Annotated in this window: 10 protein-coding genes; 6 read left to right on the forward strand and 4 right to left on the reverse strand. The window is 51.4% G+C overall.

Annotation, left to right across the window (positions count from 1 at the left end; genetic code table 11):
* Positions 1–32 precede the first annotated feature (32 nt).
* Both nrdA and ubiG read right to left on the reverse strand, forming a co-directional pair.
* Positions 33–2318, reverse strand: coding sequence for a class 1a ribonucleoside-diphosphate reductase subunit alpha (nrdA, locus tag OGY71_RS13435; RefSeq protein ID WP_286613400.1), 2286 nt, complete (start codon positions 2316–2318; stop codon positions 33–35).
* Positions 2319–2737: 419 nt separating this feature from the next.
* Entirely contained in the window at positions 2738–3466 is a 729-nt protein-coding gene (gene ubiG / locus OGY71_RS13440; RefSeq protein ID WP_008785314.1) for a bifunctional 2-polyprenyl-6-hydroxyphenol methylase/3-demethylubiquinol 3-O-methyltransferase UbiG, read from the reverse strand.
* 158 nt (positions 3467–3624) lie between these two features.
* Between ubiG and gyrA the strand changes: the two genes are divergently transcribed.
* Both gyrA and rcsC read left to right on the forward strand, forming a co-directional pair.
* A complete protein-coding gene (gene gyrA / locus OGY71_RS13445) occupies positions 3625–6264 on the forward strand; it encodes a DNA topoisomerase (ATP-hydrolyzing) subunit A (RefSeq protein WP_003834662.1) in 2640 nt (879 codons plus the stop codon).
* Between the two features lie 121 nt (positions 6265–6385).
* Positions 6386–9232 (forward strand): two-component system sensor histidine kinase RcsC, encoded by a 2847-nt coding sequence (rcsC, locus tag OGY71_RS13450; protein WP_003834660.1) that lies wholly within the window; start codon positions 6386–6388, stop codon positions 9230–9232.
* Positions 9233–9350: 118 nt separating this feature from the next.
* Here the strand turns inward: rcsC and rcsB are convergent, their stop codons facing one another.
* Positions 9351–10001 (reverse strand): response regulator transcription factor RcsB, encoded by a 651-nt coding sequence (gene rcsB, locus OGY71_RS13455; protein WP_003027592.1) that lies wholly within the window; start codon positions 9999–10001, stop codon positions 9351–9353.
* Between the two features lie 16 nt (positions 10002–10017).
* Positions 10018–12687: a phosphotransferase RcsD gene (rcsD, locus tag OGY71_RS13460; RefSeq protein WP_003834657.1), complete on the reverse strand. Its 2670-nt coding sequence runs from the start codon at positions 12685–12687 to the stop codon at positions 10018–10020.
* A 737-nt stretch (positions 12688–13424) separates the two neighbouring features.
* Here rcsD and OGY71_RS13465 point away from each other — a divergent pair.
* The 4 genes from OGY71_RS13465 to alkB all read left to right on the forward strand — a co-directional run bounded on the left by OGY71_RS13465 (position 13425) and on the right by alkB (position 17511).
* Positions 13425–14549, forward strand: a complete 1125-nt coding sequence (locus OGY71_RS13465; RefSeq protein ID WP_003834654.1) for a porin OmpC — start codon at positions 13425–13427, stop codon at positions 14547–14549.
* A 115-nt stretch (positions 14550–14664) separates the two neighbouring features.
* On the forward strand, positions 14665–15717 hold the full coding sequence (apbE, locus tag OGY71_RS13470; RefSeq protein ID WP_155848034.1) for an FAD:protein FMN transferase ApbE: 1053 nt from the start codon (positions 14665–14667) through the stop codon (positions 15715–15717).
* A 79-nt stretch (positions 15718–15796) separates the two neighbouring features.
* Positions 15797–16861, forward strand: coding sequence for a bifunctional DNA-binding transcriptional regulator/O6-methylguanine-DNA methyltransferase Ada (ada, locus tag OGY71_RS13475; RefSeq protein WP_063940546.1), 1065 nt, complete (start codon positions 15797–15799; stop codon positions 16859–16861).
* Entirely contained in the window at positions 16861–17511 is a 651-nt protein-coding gene (gene alkB, locus OGY71_RS13480; RefSeq protein ID WP_003834647.1) for a DNA oxidative demethylase AlkB, read from the forward strand. Before ada ends, alkB begins: the two co-directional genes overlap by 1 nt.
* Positions 17512–17561 lie beyond the last annotated feature (50 nt).

Consider the following 17561-nt stretch of genomic DNA (forward strand, 5'->3'; position numbering starts at 1 on the left):
GCCGGGTAAGCGCTACGCCACCCGGCAAAAGATTAAATCTTACATGCGCCGCTTTCGCAGCCATCGTCCTGAATGGACGGCACCAGATCGTCCTGAGAGTCTTCCGCACCGTCACGGGTGTTCTGATAATACAGCGTTTTAACACCAAATTTGTAGGCGGTGAGCAGGTCTTTCAGCAACTGCTGCATCGGTACTTTTCCGGACGGGAAGCGCGACGGATCGTAGTTGGTGTTGGCGGAAATCGACTGATCGATAAATTTCTGCATGATGCCTACCAGCTGCAGATAGCCGTCGTTGTTTGGCATTTCCCACAGCAGTTCGTATGCGTCGTGCAGGTGTTCGTAGTCCGGCACGACCTGACGCAGAATCCCATCTTTCGATGCTTTGATGCTCACGTAACCGCGTGGCGGTTCAATGCCGTTGGTGGCGTTGGAGATCTGTGAAGAGGTCTCGGACGGCATCAGGGCTGACAGCGTGGAGTTACGCAGGCCGTGAGTCTTGATAGATTCACGCAGCTGTTCCCAGTCCATATGCAGCGGTTCGTTAGCGATAGCATCAAGATCTTTTTTATAGGTATCAATCGGCAGAATACCTTTCGCATAGGTGGTTTCGTTAAACCATGGGCATGCGCCTTGCTCTTTTGCCAGCTCGTTAGAAGCCTTCAGCAGGTAATATTGAATCGCTTCAAAGGTTTTGTGAGTCAGGTTATTGGCGCTGCCGTCAGAGTAGCGTTTACCGTTTTTCGCCAGCCAGTAAGCGTAGTTGATCACGCCAATACCCAGCGTACGACGACCCATCGCACCGCGTTTGGCGGCCAGAATCGGATAATCCTGGTAATCGAGCAGCGCATCCAGCGCACGTACCGCCAGTACAGCCAGCTCTTCCAGTTCGTCCAGACTTTCGATAGCGCCCAGGTTAAATGCGGACAGTGTACACAGCGCAATTTCGCCGTTTTCATCGTTAACGTCGGTCAGCGGTTTGGTCGGCAGGGCGATTTCCAGGCACAGGTTGGACTGGCGTACCGGCGCGACAACCGGATCAAACGGGCTATGGGTGTTGCAGTGGTCAACGTTCTGAATGTAGATACGACCGGTCGAGGCACGTTCCTGCATCATCAGTGAGAACAGCTCAACTGCTTTTACGCGCTGTTTGCGGATGCTGTCGTCGTTTTCATATTGGGTGTACAGACGCTCGAACTCATCCTGATCGGCGAAGAACGCGTCATACAGACCCGGGACGTCGGACGGGCTAAACAGGGTGATGTCGCCGCCTTTCAGCAGACGGGTGTACATCAGCTTGTTGATTTGTACGCCATAGTCCATGTGACGAACGCGGTTGCCTTCGACGCCACGGTTGTTTTTCAGGACCAGCAGGCTTTCAACTTCCAGGTGCCACATTGGGTAGAACAGCGTGGCTGCACCACCGCGTACGCCCCCCTGAGAGCAGGATTTCACCGCAGTCTGGAAATGCTTGTAGAACGGAATACAGCCGGTGTGGAACGCTTCACCGCCGCGAATCGGGCTCCCCAGCGCACGGATGCGACCAGAGTTAATGCCGATACCGGCACGCTGAGAAACGTATTTCACAATTGCGCTGGAGGTTGCGTTGATGGAGTCCAGGCTGTCGCCGCACTCGATCAGTACGCAGGAGCTGAACTGACGCGTTGGGGTACGCACGCCGGACATAATTGGCGTCGGCAGCGAGATTTTGAACGTAGAAACGGCGTCGTAGAAACGTTTTACATATTGCAGACGTGTTTCACGCGGATAGTTAGAGAACAGGCAAGCCGCTACCAGAATGTAGAGGAACTGTGCGCTTTCATAGATCTCACCGGTAACACGGTTTTGCACCAGATATTTACCTTCCAACTGCTTCACCGCAGCGTAGGAGAAGGTCATATCACGGTCGTGTACGATGAACGAGTCCATCTGCTTGAACTCTTCTTCCGTGTAGTCTTCCAGCAGATGATTGTCGTATTTGCCCATTTCAACCATTTTCACGACATGGTCGAACAGCTTTGGCGGTTCAAACTCACCGTAGGCTTTTTTACGCAGGTGGAAAATCGCCAGACGGGCAGCCAGATACTGATAATCCGGCGCTTCGCGGGAGATCAGGTCGGCGGCTGCTTTGATGATTGTTTCATGGATGTCGGAGGTCTTGATTCCGTCATAAAACTGAATGTGGGAGCGCAGCTCGACCTGAGAAATCGATACGTTATTCAGTCCTTCTGCCGCCCAATCCAGAACTCGGTGGATTTTGTCGAGATTGATGCGCTCTGTACTACCATCACGCTTTGTCACCAGCAGACTCTGATTCATGTGGTTTTTTACCTGTCCGTGAAAGAAAAAATATCCCCCATATTATCCACAGAGTCATGTTGTGACTAAGTCTGTGGATAAATACTATATGTAGGGGTTGTTTGATAAAATAGACGCTATATGGTGAGTATTCTAGTAGGGATTCTTTTCAGCACAAGAGTTGATTTTGAGGTTAAATTGAGGTTGCAAAAGGGTGATAATCGCTAAGTGCGCGTCTTATAAGGCCTGGCGGGGATGTCAATAATTGAGAAAAAAAATAGAAAATTTGATCGAGTGCTGATTTCTTCATCTAAGGCAAGGAAAGTTCTTATGATCTGGCACAGGATTTGTAGGCCTGATAAGCGAAACGTCATCAGGCATGGTTCCAGTAAGCATGCCGGATGGCGGCGTTGCACGCTTTATCCGGCCTACTGGAGCGGTTAATCAACCTTGGCGGTGGTATGTACCATATAGTTCACATCAACGCCCGGGCCAAGTTTGAAGGTGTTGGTGATGGGGTTGTAATGCAGGCCGGTCATATGGCGCTCTTTCAGTACGGTCTGGTCAACCCACTCTAATAATTCAGCAGGCTTAATAAATTTTTTCACATCGTGCGTGCCTTTCGGCACCATGCGCAGAATATATTCCGCTCCGACCACCGCCATCAGCCAGGATTTGCCGTTGCGGTTAAGCGTGGAGAAAAATACTTCACCACCCGGTTTGACCAACCTGGCGCAAGCTCTGACCACTGACTGTGGGTCTGGCACGTGCTCCAGCATTTCCATGCAGGTGACAACGTCATACTGATGTGCATGCTTTTCCGCATGCTCTTCGACGGTTTCTTGTACGTACTCTACCTGGATACCGCTTTCCAGCGCATGCAGTTTCGCTACCTGCAGCGGTTCAAAACCCATGTCCAGTCCGGTGACGGTGGCGCCTTCGCGCGCCATACTCTCCGCCAGAATACCGCCGCCGCATCCGACGTCGAGTACCTTTTTACCAAACAGGCCGCCTGAGCGCTCAGTAATATAGCCCAGACGCAGTGGGTTAATGCGGTGCAGCGGCTTAAATTCACCCTCAAGATCCCACCAGCGTGACGCGACTGCTTCAAACTTGGCAATTTCTTCATGGTCAACGTTGTGAGCTACCGGAGGTTTTTCGGCATTCATTGGGGCTTCTACTCCTAAATTTGCGATGCAAATGAGTATATCAGCCTGACGGGATGAATAAAGCCTCTGTCAGGGGGAATCCATTTACCTGAATCTGCACGGATGTGTTATAATTTGCGACCTTTGAATCCGGGATACAGTAGAGGGATAGCGGTTAGATGAGCGACCTTGCGAGAGAAATTACACCGGTCAACATTGAGGAAGAGCTGAAGAGCTCCTATCTGGATTATGCGATGTCGGTCATTGTTGGCCGTGCGCTGCCGGACGTCCGAGATGGCCTGAAACCGGTTCACCGTCGCGTACTTTACGCCATGAACGTATTGGGCAACGACTGGAATAAAGCCTATAAAAAATCTGCCCGTGTCGTTGGTGACGTAATCGGTAAATACCACCCTCATGGTGATACCGCCGTTTACGACACCATTGTTCGTATGGCGCAGCCATTCTCCTTGCGCTACATGCTGGTAGATGGTCAGGGTAACTTTGGTTCTGTCGATGGCGACTCCGCAGCGGCGATGCGTTATACGGAAATCCGTATGTCGAAAATCGCCCATGAGCTGATGGCTGACCTGGAAAAAGAAACGGTTGATTTCGTCGACAACTATGACGGCACCGAACAAATTCCTGACGTCATGCCGACCAAAATTCCTAACCTGCTGGTGAACGGTTCGTCCGGTATCGCGGTAGGTATGGCGACCAACATTCCGCCGCACAACCTGACCGAAGTGATCAACGGCTGTCTGGCATATATTGACGATGAAGACATCAGCATTGAAGGGCTGATGGAACATATTCCGGGTCCGGACTTCCCGACTGCCGCGATCATCAACGGTCGTCGTGGTATCGAAGAAGCCTACCGTACCGGTCGTGGTAAAGTGTACATTCGCGCACGCGCGGAAGTCGAAGCGGATGCCAAAACGGGTCGTGAAACCATCATCGTTCACGAAATTCCGTATCAGGTAAACAAAGCGCGCCTGATTGAGAAAATCGCCGAGCTGGTAAAAGATAAACGCGTTGAAGGCATCAGCGCGCTGCGTGACGAGTCTGACAAAGACGGTATGCGCATCGTGATTGAAGTGAAACGCGATGCGGTCGGGGAAGTGGTTCTGAACAACCTCTATTCCCAGACCCAACTGCAGGTTTCCTTCGGTATCAACATGGTTGCATTGCACCATGGCCAGCCGAAGATCATGAACCTGAAAGATATTATTGCCGCGTTCGTACGTCACCGCCGTGAAGTCGTTACCCGTCGTACTATCTTTGAACTGCGTAAAGCCCGCGACCGTGCGCACATCCTTGAAGCGCTGGCGATTGCGCTGGCGAACATCGATCCGATTATCGAACTGATCCGCCGCGCGCCGACCCCGGCTGAAGCGAAAGCTGCGCTGGTTGCGCGTTCGTGGGAACTGGGCAACGTTTCCGCCATGCTGGAGCGTGCCGGTGATGACGCCGCGCGTCCTGAATGGCTGGAGCCGGAATTTGGCGTGCGTGACGGTCAGTACTACCTGACTGAACAGCAGGCCCAGGCGATTCTGGATCTGCGTTTGCAGAAACTGACTGGCCTTGAGCACGAAAAACTGCTCGACGAATACAAAGAGCTGCTGGAACAGATCGCTGAACTGCTGCACATTCTGGGCAGCGCCGATCGTCTGATGGAAGTTATCCGTGAAGAGATGGAGCTGATTCGTGAACAATTCGGTGACGCTCGTCGTACTGAAATCACCGCGAACAGCGCTGACATCAACATCGAAGATCTGATTAGCCAGGAAGATGTTGTCGTAACCTTGTCTCATCAGGGCTACGTGAAATATCAGCCGTTAACCGATTACGAAGCGCAGCGTCGTGGCGGTAAAGGTAAATCAGCAGCACGCATTAAAGAAGAAGACTTTATTGACCGCCTGCTGGTGGCCAACACCCATGACACGATCCTCTGCTTCTCCAGCCGTGGTCGTTTGTACTGGATGAAGGTCTATCAGTTGCCGGAAGCAAGCCGTGGCGCGCGTGGACGTCCAATCGTCAACCTGCTGCCGCTGGAAGCTAACGAACGTATTACCGCAATTCTGCCAGTACGTGAGTACGAAGAGGGCGTGAACGTCTTCATGGCAACCGCCAGCGGCACCGTGAAGAAAACGGCGCTGACCGAATTCAGCCGTCCGCGTTCTGCCGGTATTATTGCGGTTAACCTGAACGAAGGCGACGAACTGATTGGTGTAGATCTGACATCTGGCAGTGACGAAGTCATGTTGTTCTCTGCGGCAGGTAAAGTAGTGCGCTTTAAAGAAGATGCTGTCCGTGCAATGGGTCGTACCGCGACCGGTGTACGCGGTATCAAGCTGGCGGAAAAAGATAGCGTGGTATCGCTGATCGTTCCGCGCGGTGAAGGTGCGATCCTGACCGTTACTCAGAACGGTTACGGTAAACGTACGGCGGCGGAAGAGTATCCGACCAAGTCTCGTGCGACCCAGGGCGTTATCTCCATCAAGGTTACCGAGCGCAACGGTTCCGTTGTTGGCGCAGTGCAGGTTGAAGATACCGACCAGATCATGATGATCACCGACGCAGGTACGCTGGTACGTACTCGCGTGTCGGAAATCAGCGTGGTAGGGCGTAATACCCAGGGTGTGATCCTTATCCGTACTGCGGAAGACGAAAACGTCGTGGGTCTGCAACGCGTTGCTGAACCGGTTGATGATGAAGAGCTCGACTCCATCGACGGAAGCGCAGCTGAAGGTGACGAGGATATCGCACCTGAAGCGGAAAGCGATGACGATGCAGCAGCGGATGACGCTGACGAGTAATTAAGACGCTATAAAAAGGGCCGGAGAAATCCGGCCCTTTTTTTAATGGCATTGCGACAAAAGACATTTACCGCTACCTTAACCACACTCTATTAATGCCCTGAGGCGGAGCTTCGCCCCTTTGAAATACCTTGCTTCCGTTCATTCAACCCTAAAAGTCTCACGCTACCTGTTCAGAGCGTTGGCGCTCGTTATCTGGTGTCTGATTGCGTTTGCTTCCGTGTTCTACATTGTGAATGCGCTGCACCAGCGAGAGTCTGAGATCCATCAGGAGCTTAATCTCAGCTCCGATCAGGCCCAGCGCTACATTCAGCGCACATCTGATGTCATTAAAGAGCTGAAATATATTGCCGAGAATCGCTTAACGGCGGAAAACGGTGTGATGTCGCTGCGGGCGCGAGATGATAAAACCGTCGTGCCTAATTTTGAGCCGTTGTTTGCCGACTCCGACTGTTCTGTCATGGGCAACGCCTGGCGAGGTTCTCTGGAATCACTGGCATGGTTTATGCGCTACTGGCGCGACAACTTTTCCGCCGCCTATGATTTAAATCGAGTGTTCCTGATCGGCAGCGACAACCTCTGTATGGCCAATTTCGGTTTGCGTGATATGCCCGTTGAACGTGACGAGGCCCTGAAGGCGCTGCATGAGCGCATTATTAAGTATCGTAATGCTACGCAAGACGAAAATGGCAACAACTTGTTCTGGATCAGCCAGGGGCCACGTCCGGGAGTAGGGTATTTCTATGCGCTGACGCCGGTTTACCTCGCCAATCGCCTCCAGGCGCTGTTGGGCGTAGAGCAGCCAATTCGCATGGAGAATTTCTTCACGCCGGGCAGTTTACCGATGGGCGTGACCATCCTCGACGAAAATGGGCATGCGCTAATTTCTCTCACTGGCCCTGAAGGGAATATTAAGGCTGAGCCCCACTGGATGCAGGAACGCTCCTGGTTTGGTTACACACCGGGTTTCCGCGAGCTGGTATTGAAGAAGAATCTGCCTCCGTCCTCCCTGAGCATCGTGTACTCCGTACCGGTCGATCTGGTGCTGGAGCGGATCCGCATGATGATCCTGAACGCTATCTTGTTGAACGTGCTGGTCGGCGCGGCATTGTTTATGCTCACGCGCATGTATGAACGGCGCATTTTTATTCCAGCGGAAAGCGATGCTCAGCGTCTGGAAGAACATGAGCAGTTTAACCGTAAAATCGTAGCTTCTGCGCCGGTGGGTATTTGTATTCTGCGCACGATGGATGGCATTAACATCCTGAGTAACGAACTGGCGCACACCTATCTGAACATGCTGACGCATGAAGACCGTCAGCGGTTAACGCAAATTATTTGCGGCCAACAGGTCAATTTTGTTGATGTGCTGACCAGCAACAATACCAATCTGCAAATCAGCTTTGTGCACTCGCGCTATCGCAATGAAAACGTGGCAATTTGTGTCCTGGTTGATGTCAGTGCGCGCGTTAAAATGGAAGAGTCGTTGCAGGAGATGGCGCAGGCGGCGGAACAGGCCAGCCAGTCCAAATCGATGTTCCTTGCGACGGTGAGCCATGAGCTACGTACACCTCTATATGGCATTATCGGTAACCTTGATTTGTTGCAAACCAAAGAGTTACCGAGTGGGGTGGATCGTCTGGTAACGGCGATGAATAACTCTTCCAGTCTGCTGCTGAAAATTATCAGCGATATTCTCGACTTCTCAAAAATTGAATCTGAACAGCTGAAGATTGAGCCGCGAGAGTTTTCACCGCGTGAAGTCATGAACCATATTACGGCTAACTATTTGCCGCTGGTGGTCCGCAAGCAGTTGGGGTTGTACTGCTTTATCGACCCGGATGTGCCTGTGGCGCTGAATGGCGATCCGATGCGTTTACAACAGGTGATTTCTAATCTGCTGAGTAACGCAATCAAGTTTACCGATACCGGTTGTATTGTGCTGCACGTGCAGTGCAGCGGCGACTACCTGAGCATTCGAGTGCGTGATACCGGTGTAGGGATCCCTGCCAAAGAGGTGGTTCGGTTGTTCGATCCTTTCTTCCAGGTGGGGACTGGCGTACAGCGTAATTTCCAGGGAACGGGACTCGGTTTGGCGATTTGTGAAAAACTGATCAGCATGATGGATGGGGATATTTCCGTCGATTCCGAGCCGGGAATGGGGAGTCAGTTTACGCTACGTATTCCGCTGTATGGCGCACAGTATCCGCTGAAAAAGGGTGTTGAAGGATTGGCTGGCACGCGTTGCTGGCTGGCAGTACGTAATGCGTCACTGTACCATTTTCTCGAATCCAGCCTGACGCGTAACGGGATGACGGTGCTGAGATATGAGGGACAACAGCCCGATGCGGATGACCTGCTGGTGGCTGACGATGTGCTGGAACAGGCGTGGCAGGGACGGGCTGCGGTGATTTTCTGCCGCCGCCATATTGGCATTCCGCTGGAAAGAAAGCCTGGAGAATGGGTACACAGCGTGGCGTCACCGCACGAACTGCCTGCGCTGTTGGCGCATATATACAGTGTAGAGCTGGGGAGTGAAGATCTCTCCACGGCGCTGCCAGCCCCGGATAAAGCCGGTGCGACGAACGATGACATGATGATCCTGGTTGTTGACGATCACCCTATCAACCGGCGCTTACTGGCCGATCAGCTGGGATCGTTGGGATATCAGTGTAAAACGGCGAATGACGGTGTGGATGCGCTCAATGTACTCAGCAAAAACCATATCGACATTGTGCTGAGTGACGTCAACATGCCAAATATGGATGGTTATCGCCTGACGCAGCGTATCCGCCAGCTAGGGTTAACGCTGCCTGTTGTGGGGGTAACGGCAAACGCGCTTGCCGAAGAGAAGCAGCGTTGTCTGGAATCAGGTATGGATAGCTGTCTGTCCAAGCCGGTGACCTTAGACGTATTGAAGCAAACGCTGGCGGTCTATGCGGAAAGAGTGAGAAAAACGCGGGGATAGGGAATAAAAGAGCCGGATGGCGGCGTTAGTCTTATCCGGCCTACGAAACGTGCACGATGCTGTGTGTTCGTAGGCCTGATAAACGCAGCGCCATCAGGCATTTTGACGTGATAAAGAATTATTCTTTGTCTGACGGACTCAGCGTCACGGAGGAGAGGTAATTCAGCAGTGCGATATCGTTTTCCACACCGAGCTTCATCATTGCCGATTTTTTCTGGCTACTGATGGTTTTAATGCTGCGGTTGAGCTTTTTGGCGATCTCAGTAACCAGGAAACCTTCGGCAAACAAGCGCAGAACTTCACTCTCTTTCGGTGACAGACGTTTGTCGCCATAGCCGCTGGCGCTGATTTTCTCCAGCAGACGAGACACGCTTTCCGGGGTAAATTTCTTACCTTTCTGCAGCGCGGCCAGTGCTTTTGGCAGGTCGGTTGGCGCACCTTGCTTCAGTACGATCCCTTCAATATCGAGATCCAGTACCGCGCTCAGGATAGCCGGATTGTTGTTCATGGTCAGAACGATAATCGACAGGCTCGGGAAATGACGCTTGATATATTTAATTAACGTGATCCCATCACCGTATTTATCTCCCGGCATGGAGAGGTCGGTAATCAACACATGCGCATCCAACTTAGGCAAATTGTTGATCAGTGCAGTGGAGTCTTCAAATTCGCCGACAACATTTACCCACTCGATTTGCTCAAGTGATTTACGAATACCGAACAGTACAATCGGGTGGTCATCGGCAATAATTACGTTCATAGTGTTCATGTATTGGGCTACCTTGCTACAGCAAGCTCTTGACGTAAACGTCAATGTCGCTGATGTATTTTTCTATACCTGGAGCATCTTTCTCTTGAATAAGATGTTCCAGCGCTTCACATAACTGCTTGCCGGGTACCAGATTAAGCATGGCAAACACGCCTTTCAGGCGATGGGCCGTTTGGGCTAATGCAGCGAAATCGCTGATAGCCGCCTCAGTATACAACCTCTTAACATCATCCGGTACTGTGTCTACAAAGAGTGCGTAGTAACCACTGGCATGAAGTTCGGCGTTTTCATCTCCGCCGAGGGGGAGTTCCTGGAACTCTTCTTGTGCCAGCTGCTCTTCAATCAGCTCAAGGACAGCTTCCTGCATAGCATTGCTCATATTAAAGTTGACGCGCAGCTGACCGGGGCCAATTTTCCGTACGCCAGACTCATCATCGCTTAAAAGCAAGCCCGAGGCAGTAAGATTAGACGGATTATCCGTTAAAAAGAGATCATATTCTTGACTATTCAACCGTTCATCGGGCGTGATGCAGGTTGCTCCCCAGTTTTCCAGTTGACGTAATACAATGCTCCGTACGTCATTTGAGGTGACATCAACCATTACGCAGACGTCATCCAACAGGCGCTCTTCACTATCAGCATGTTGATCGTGCAGCGGCATTTTAACATGGACGATGTAACGTGTTCCAAGTTCTTCCCGTGCTTTAATATTCAGGTGTCCGCCAAGCTTGCGGGCTAACTGATCGCACAGCCAGAACGTCAGCGGGTTGGCTTTGCCATACCGATCGCCCTGCGTGTCATTAATGAATGGGAAATGGAGATTATCAACTTCATTTAATGTGACGCCTTCCCCGGTATCCAGAATGCGGAAGGTCAGGCGTTCAGCCTCTGACTCATCCTGGTCGACTTCCAGCGTGATTTTACCTATCTGCGTGGTGGTTACCGCATATTGGATCAACAGCAGCAAAATACGGCGCAAGGCATCGCGATCGCCACGGCGTTCGTCATGGGCGCTTAGGTGATTTTTAATCAGTAGCTGCAGCCCTTTACGCTTAATGGCCGGCAGAACTTCCGGAACCACGTCGTCAATTAATGCCTGCACGGAAAACAGTGTGGATTCACCTTTCCAGGCATCGTTCTCCAGCAGGTTGGCTAGCTGGATTTCATCCACCATCCGCACCAGAACGTCGGCCTGATTGGCCAGTTTCAGGCTGTCTGGTGTATTGAGCGCGGCGGCATTAGCAGCCAGCGTTTTCGCGGGGTCTTTCAGCGCGTTGCCAATATTCTGCATAAAGGCCGCGCGGGCCTGCTGGTTTTTCTCATACAGCCGCTGCGCTTGTTTCAGCTTCTTATTGACCAGCACCTCGCGGTCCTGGTCACGAATGATAAAGATCTGCGTTCTCGGGGAGATCTGGCTGCGAAACAGTCTGATTTCATACAGTTCATTATTGATGGTGGCCTGAATCACTCCCTGATGCTGCTCTGCCATATTGGTAATATTTTGCAGATTTAAATGCGGCAGCAGGTGGTCGGCAATTTTATTGCTGATAACCGTGCGGTTTGCTTCCTGATCGTGTACCAGTAATCCCAGCGGCAGAAGGGAAACAATCTCTTCATTGATTGCGCGCAGAACACGCAACTCATTATTTGCCGCAAGATTTGGCGCCACCTGGGTGGAACGGGCAGGGAGGTGGCGAAAGGTGGTATAGCCAAACAGCGCCAGAGCCAGTAACGCAATGTTCAGCAAAAGCGGTAGCAGAATGCTTTGCAATGTGTCGAGTAGCAATGAGCCAAACGGAACCTGCCACACCAGCCGCATATCCGTTGAGTTTAGCGCCGAAGAGATCTCAATTTTACTGTTGTTGAAATTAATGCTGACGCTGTCAGGCGACTCTTTTTCATTCAGGTGCTCGGTCGTTGAGGTGGCATCAGGTTCCAGATGGAAACTGTCCAGCGGCATACCGGGCGGGATCAAGTCGTTAATCGGCAGGTCAAAGGCGACAACCGTTGCCAGATGTCCTGGCTGATTAAAGGTCGTGCGTAGCGTGAAGTAATGCCCGTTCTGCCAGGCCAGACGGCGCAGTGAAGAGAAGCTTTCACGTTCATCTAGCGCATTAGCCTGTTGCAGCATCTCAGCGCGCCGGGAATCGACAATATTCCCAATCGTCGATTCTTTAAAACCAGAGGTCAGATCTTTCAGCGGTAACGTTGAGATTAGGATCAGGCTGTTGTCCTGGCCATTCAGGTAATACATTGACCATGGGACATTCTCCGCGCCCCACAACGTGTCCAGATACGTTGAAATGCGCTGGGTCATTTCCAATGTAGAACTGTCATGCGAGCCGAAAATCAGCGCCTCAGTCTTTCTGCGCGGCTTCTCAAGATAATAGACGTCTTGTTTCAGACGTGTTTCCTGCAGCCCTTCTGCACCCGGCGAACTGGTTGAGGCGGCAATATTGTCATAGATTTGCCAGGTCACGTATCGCCAGGTATCGACCCTTTTATGAATGGCATGGGTAATATCAACAATCTGATAGCTCTTATCTTTTAACCAGGTGTTGACGGCGCTCTGGACCATAACACCCATCATCACCAACAGCACAACGATCAGTAATAAGAAGAAACGGGTAATACTTCCTGGCAACAGGGAGAATCGGGTGGAAACCGTTGTGTCAGACTGACTCATTCGTGTTTATGACCTGTTAAACGACGCGAAAGATGAAAGGGCAGTATAAAGGGTAATGTATGAATTACCACACTTACACCACGCCGCCTGGCCTGCATTCTTTGCGCCTGATTTTGTTGCAGCCATTACGATGCAAAGGTGTACAGAAGATAAAGGCGGGTACAAATATTTGTACGGAATGTATACATTTAGCATTAAATAACAAGAAATTATTTATCAAACTTATATCTGATCGTGACGCCCGAGATAGTTAATAGTCGTTATAGTTTTTCATCGGTAGCACGGAAAGGTAAGTTTTGTGTAAAAAAGGGTAAAAAAAAACCGAACGCAGAGCATTCGGCTGAAATAGGGGTAAACAGACATTCATAAATGAATGACGGTAATAAATAAAGTTAATGATGATAGCGGGTCTATTTTAGTTGCGAGTGAAGATTTTGTTTTGTCATTCAGTGCTATAAGATTTTTTTGTGTAATGCATTGATTTTAAAGATCATTAAAATGATTCTTGATTATTTGTGCTTATTTTGTCTGTTTTTTGATTTTAAAAAAGTTCCCTCATATTAATATTTTGAAACATCTATACCGATAAATGAAACACCTTAAAAGTTTTAGTATCATATTCGTGTTGGATTATTCTGTGTTTTTGCGGAGAATGAAGTTGCCGACTGGTTAATGACCTTAATCAGTATGCAGTGGCATAAAAAAGCAATAAAGGCATATAACAGAGGGTTAATAACATGAAAGTTAAAGTACTGTCCCTCCTGGTACCAGCACTGCTGGTAGCAGGCGCAGCGAATGCGGCTGAAATTTATAACAAAGACGGCAACAAATTAGATCTGTACGGTAAAGTCGACGGTCTGCACTATTTCTCCGACAACAAAGGTGATGATGGTGACAAGACTTACATGCGTATCGGCTTCAAAGGCGAAACTCAGGTTAACGACCAACTGACCGGTTACGGCCAGTGGGAATACCAGATTCAGGGTAACCAGAGTGAAGCGAGCAACGACGCCTGGACGCGTGTGGCATTCGCGGGTCTTAAATTCGCTGATGCAGGTTCTTTCGACTACGGTCGTAACTATGGCGTGACATATGATGTAACGTCCTGGACCGACGTTCTGCCGGAGTTCGGCGGCGACACCTACGGTGCTGATAACTTCATGCAGCAGCGTGGTAACGGTTATGCGACCTACCGTAACACTGACTTCTTCGGATTGGTTGATGGCCTGAACTTTGCCCTGCAGTACCAGGGTAAAAACGGCAGCGTAAGCGGTGAAAACGTAGGTGGTCGTAGCCTGCTGACCCAGAATGGCGACGGTTACGGCGGATCTGTGACCTATGATATCGGCGCTGGCTTTGGTGTCGGTGGTGCTATCACGACGTCTAAACGTACTGCTGATCAGAATGCTGTTGGCGTGTACGGTAGCGGTGACCGTGCAACGGTTTATACCGGTGGTCTGAAATACGATGCTAACAACGTTTACCTGGCAGCACAGTACTCCCAGTCCTATAACGCAACCCGTTTCGGTACCTCTAATGGTAGCAACCCGACTGCTGCATATGGCTTCGCGGATAAAGCACAGAATTTTGAAGTTGTGGCACAGTACCAGTTCGATTTCGGTCTGCGTCCATCCGTCGCTTACCTGCAGTCAAAAGGTAAAGACATCAGCAATGGTTTCACCAACTACGGTGACCAGGATATCGTGAAATATGTTGATGTTGGCGCAACCTACTACTTCAACAAAAATATGTCTACCTATGTTGATTACAAAATCAACCTGCTGGATGACAACAACTTCACCCGTGATGCTGGCATTGCTACCGATGACATCGTAGCGCTGGGTCTGGTTTACCAGTTCTAATCTGCGCTCATGTCGTTAAAAGGCCCTGCGGGGCCTTTTTTAATGTCGTTTTTCCGCCGTACAAACAACGATTTTTGGTGTACTCTTGCGCCCGTTCGCATGAGGATAATTACGTATGGAAATGAATTTTTATCGCGCAGCACTGCTGGCTGTGACCATCTTTTTTGTCGGGTGCGATGAGGCCTCGAAACCTGCTCAGACCACAATTCCTGCCACGGTTCTGGAAGGTAAAACGATGGGCACTTTCTGGCGGGTCAGTATGGTAGGCGTAGATGCCAAACGTGCAAGGGAACTGCAGGCTAAGATCCAGACTCAGCTTGATGCCGATGATCAACTGCTCTCCACCTATAAAAACGATTCTGCGTTAATGCGCTTTAACCTGTCGAAAAGTCTGTCGCCGTGGCCGGTTAATGACGCTATGGCGGATATCGTGACTTCGGCGCTACGCATTGGTGCAAAAACCGATGGGGCCATGGATATCACCGTGGGGCCGTTAGTCAACCTGTGGGGCTTTGGCCCGGATCAGCAGCCGTTGCATATTCCCACCCAGGGGCAAATTGACGCTGCAAAAGCGCAAACCGGGCTTTCTCATCTGAAAGTCGTGAATGAAGCGCATCAGAACTACCTGCAAAAAGACTTGCCGGATCTGTATGTTGATCTCTCAACCGTTGGCGAAGGATACGCCGCCGATCATCTGGCTCGATTGATGGAGCAAGAGGGGATCGCCCGTTATCTGGTTTCCGTTGGTGGTGCGCTGAACAGCAGGGGAATGAATGCTGAAGGGCATCCGTGGCGAGTGGCAATCCAGAAACCCACCGATCGTGAAAACGCGGTGCAGGCGATTGTCGACATTAATGGGCATGGCATTAGCACCTCCGGCAGCTACCGGAACTATTATGAGCTGGACGGTAAGCGCCTTTCCCATGTTATCGACCCGCAAACCGGTCGCCCGATCGAACATAATCTGGTATCCGTAACGGTGATTGCGCCAACGGCGCTGGAAGCCGATGGCTGGGATACAGGATTGATGGTGCTCGGCCCGGAAAAGGCCAAAGAAGTCGTGCGTCGTGAAGGGCTGGCGGTCTATATGATTGTGAAAGAGGGTGAGGGGTTTAAAACCTGGATGTCGCCGCAGTTTAATAGTTTTCTGGTCAGCGAAAATAATTAAAAAGCAAGATTGCGGGTTTTTATGCCCGACGATGGGGACACACTGAGGCTAAGCGCTATGCTTAACAAAGGAGTCCGAAATGAAAAATCGTTTACGCATCACTGACGATGACCGTTGGCAGTCCGTTGTGGATCGCGACGTTGACGCCGATGGTCAGTTTGTTTTTGCCGTCCAGACTACCGGTATTTTCTGCCGTCCGTCCTGTCGGGCAAAACATGCGCTGCGCAAAAATGTCCGTTTTTTCGCCGATGCCCAGCAGGCACAGGATGCCGGGTTTCGCCCCTGTAAGCGCTGCCAGCCGGATAAAGACAGCGCGCAACAGCATCGGCTGGATAAAATTGCCCGCGCCTGTCAGTTGTTGGAGCAAGAGTCACCTCTTACGTTGGACGAGCTGGCACAGCAGGTGGCAATGAGCCCGTATCACTTGCATCGTCTGTTCAAAGCCACGACGGGCATGACCCCGAAAGTGTGGCAACAATCATGGCGTGCTCGCCGTCTGCGTGATGCCCTGGCGAAAGGTGTTCCGGTTACACAGGCGATTCTCAATGCCGGATTCCCCGACAGCAGCAGCTACTACCGCAAAGCCGATCAAGCATTAGGCATGACGGCAAAGCAATTTCGTAAAGGTGGCGACAACGTTTCTGTACGCTATACCCTCGCAGATTGCGCTCTGGGCCGTTGTCTGGTGGCGGAAAGCGAGCGGGGTATCTGCGCGATCTTGCTTGGCGATGATGACGCTACGTTGGTTGCGGATCTTCATGCGCTGTTTCCCGCTGCGCAGGATGTTCCTGCAGAGGCCAATTTTCAGCAGCGCGTGCGCGAAGTGATCGTCGCGATCAATTCGCGTGACGCGTCGCTATCGCTACCCCTGGATATCCGGGGCACCGCATTTCAGCAGCAGGTGTGGCAGGCGCTGCGCACAATTCCGTGCGGCGAAACAGTGAGCTACCAACAGCTGGCCAGCGCCATCGGCAAACCGAAGGCGGTGCGCGCGGTGGCCAGTGCCTGTGGGGCCAACAAACTGGCGATTGTTATTCCGTGTCACCGGGTGATCCGTGGCGATGGCGCACTTTCGGGCTACCGATGGGGTATTGCGCGCAAGGCGCAGTTACTGCAACGGGAAACTACTGGCGAGGAAACATAATGCTCGATCTCTTTGCGGATGCGAAACCCTGGCAGGAGCCGCTGGCGTCAGGTGCGGTTATTCTGCGACGTTTCGCTTTTGACTCTGCGCCCTCTTTACTGCAGGCGATAGCGGCTGTCGCCAGACAGTCGCCGTTTCGCCAGATGGTGACGCCCGGCGGCTATACAATGTCGGTGGCGATGACCAACTGCGGCCATCTGGGCTGGACGACGGATCAGCATGGCTATCTTTATTCTCCGTTTGATCCACTCACCGGCACGCACTGGCCGCCACTGCCGGATGCGTTCGCTGATCTGTGCCAACAGGCGGCGACGGCGGCGGGCTATGCTGATTTTCAACCCGATGCCTGCCTGATTAACCGCTACACGCCAGGGGCAAAACTGTCCTTACATCAGGATAAAGACGAGCCCGACCTGCGGGCGCCGATTGTCTCTGTATCGCTGGGGCTACCAGCCATCTTTCAATTTGGCGGCTTGCGCCGTAATGACCCTTTAAAGCGTTTACTGCTGGAACACGGCGATGTCGTGGTGTGGGGCGGTAATTCGCGGCTGTTTTATCATGGGATCCAGCCGCTTAAAACAGGGTATCACCCATTAACCGGAGACTGTCGTTACAACCTGACGTTTCGTCTGGCGGGTAAAAAAGAATAAAAATAAGAATTATTATTGCTGTCAGCGAAGAGATGTTTAAACTGCGGGCT

It is taken from the genome of Citrobacter sp. Cpo109, from assembly GCF_030332565.1.
Taxonomy (GTDB): Bacteria; Pseudomonadota; Gammaproteobacteria; order Enterobacterales; family Enterobacteriaceae; genus Citrobacter; species Citrobacter portucalensis.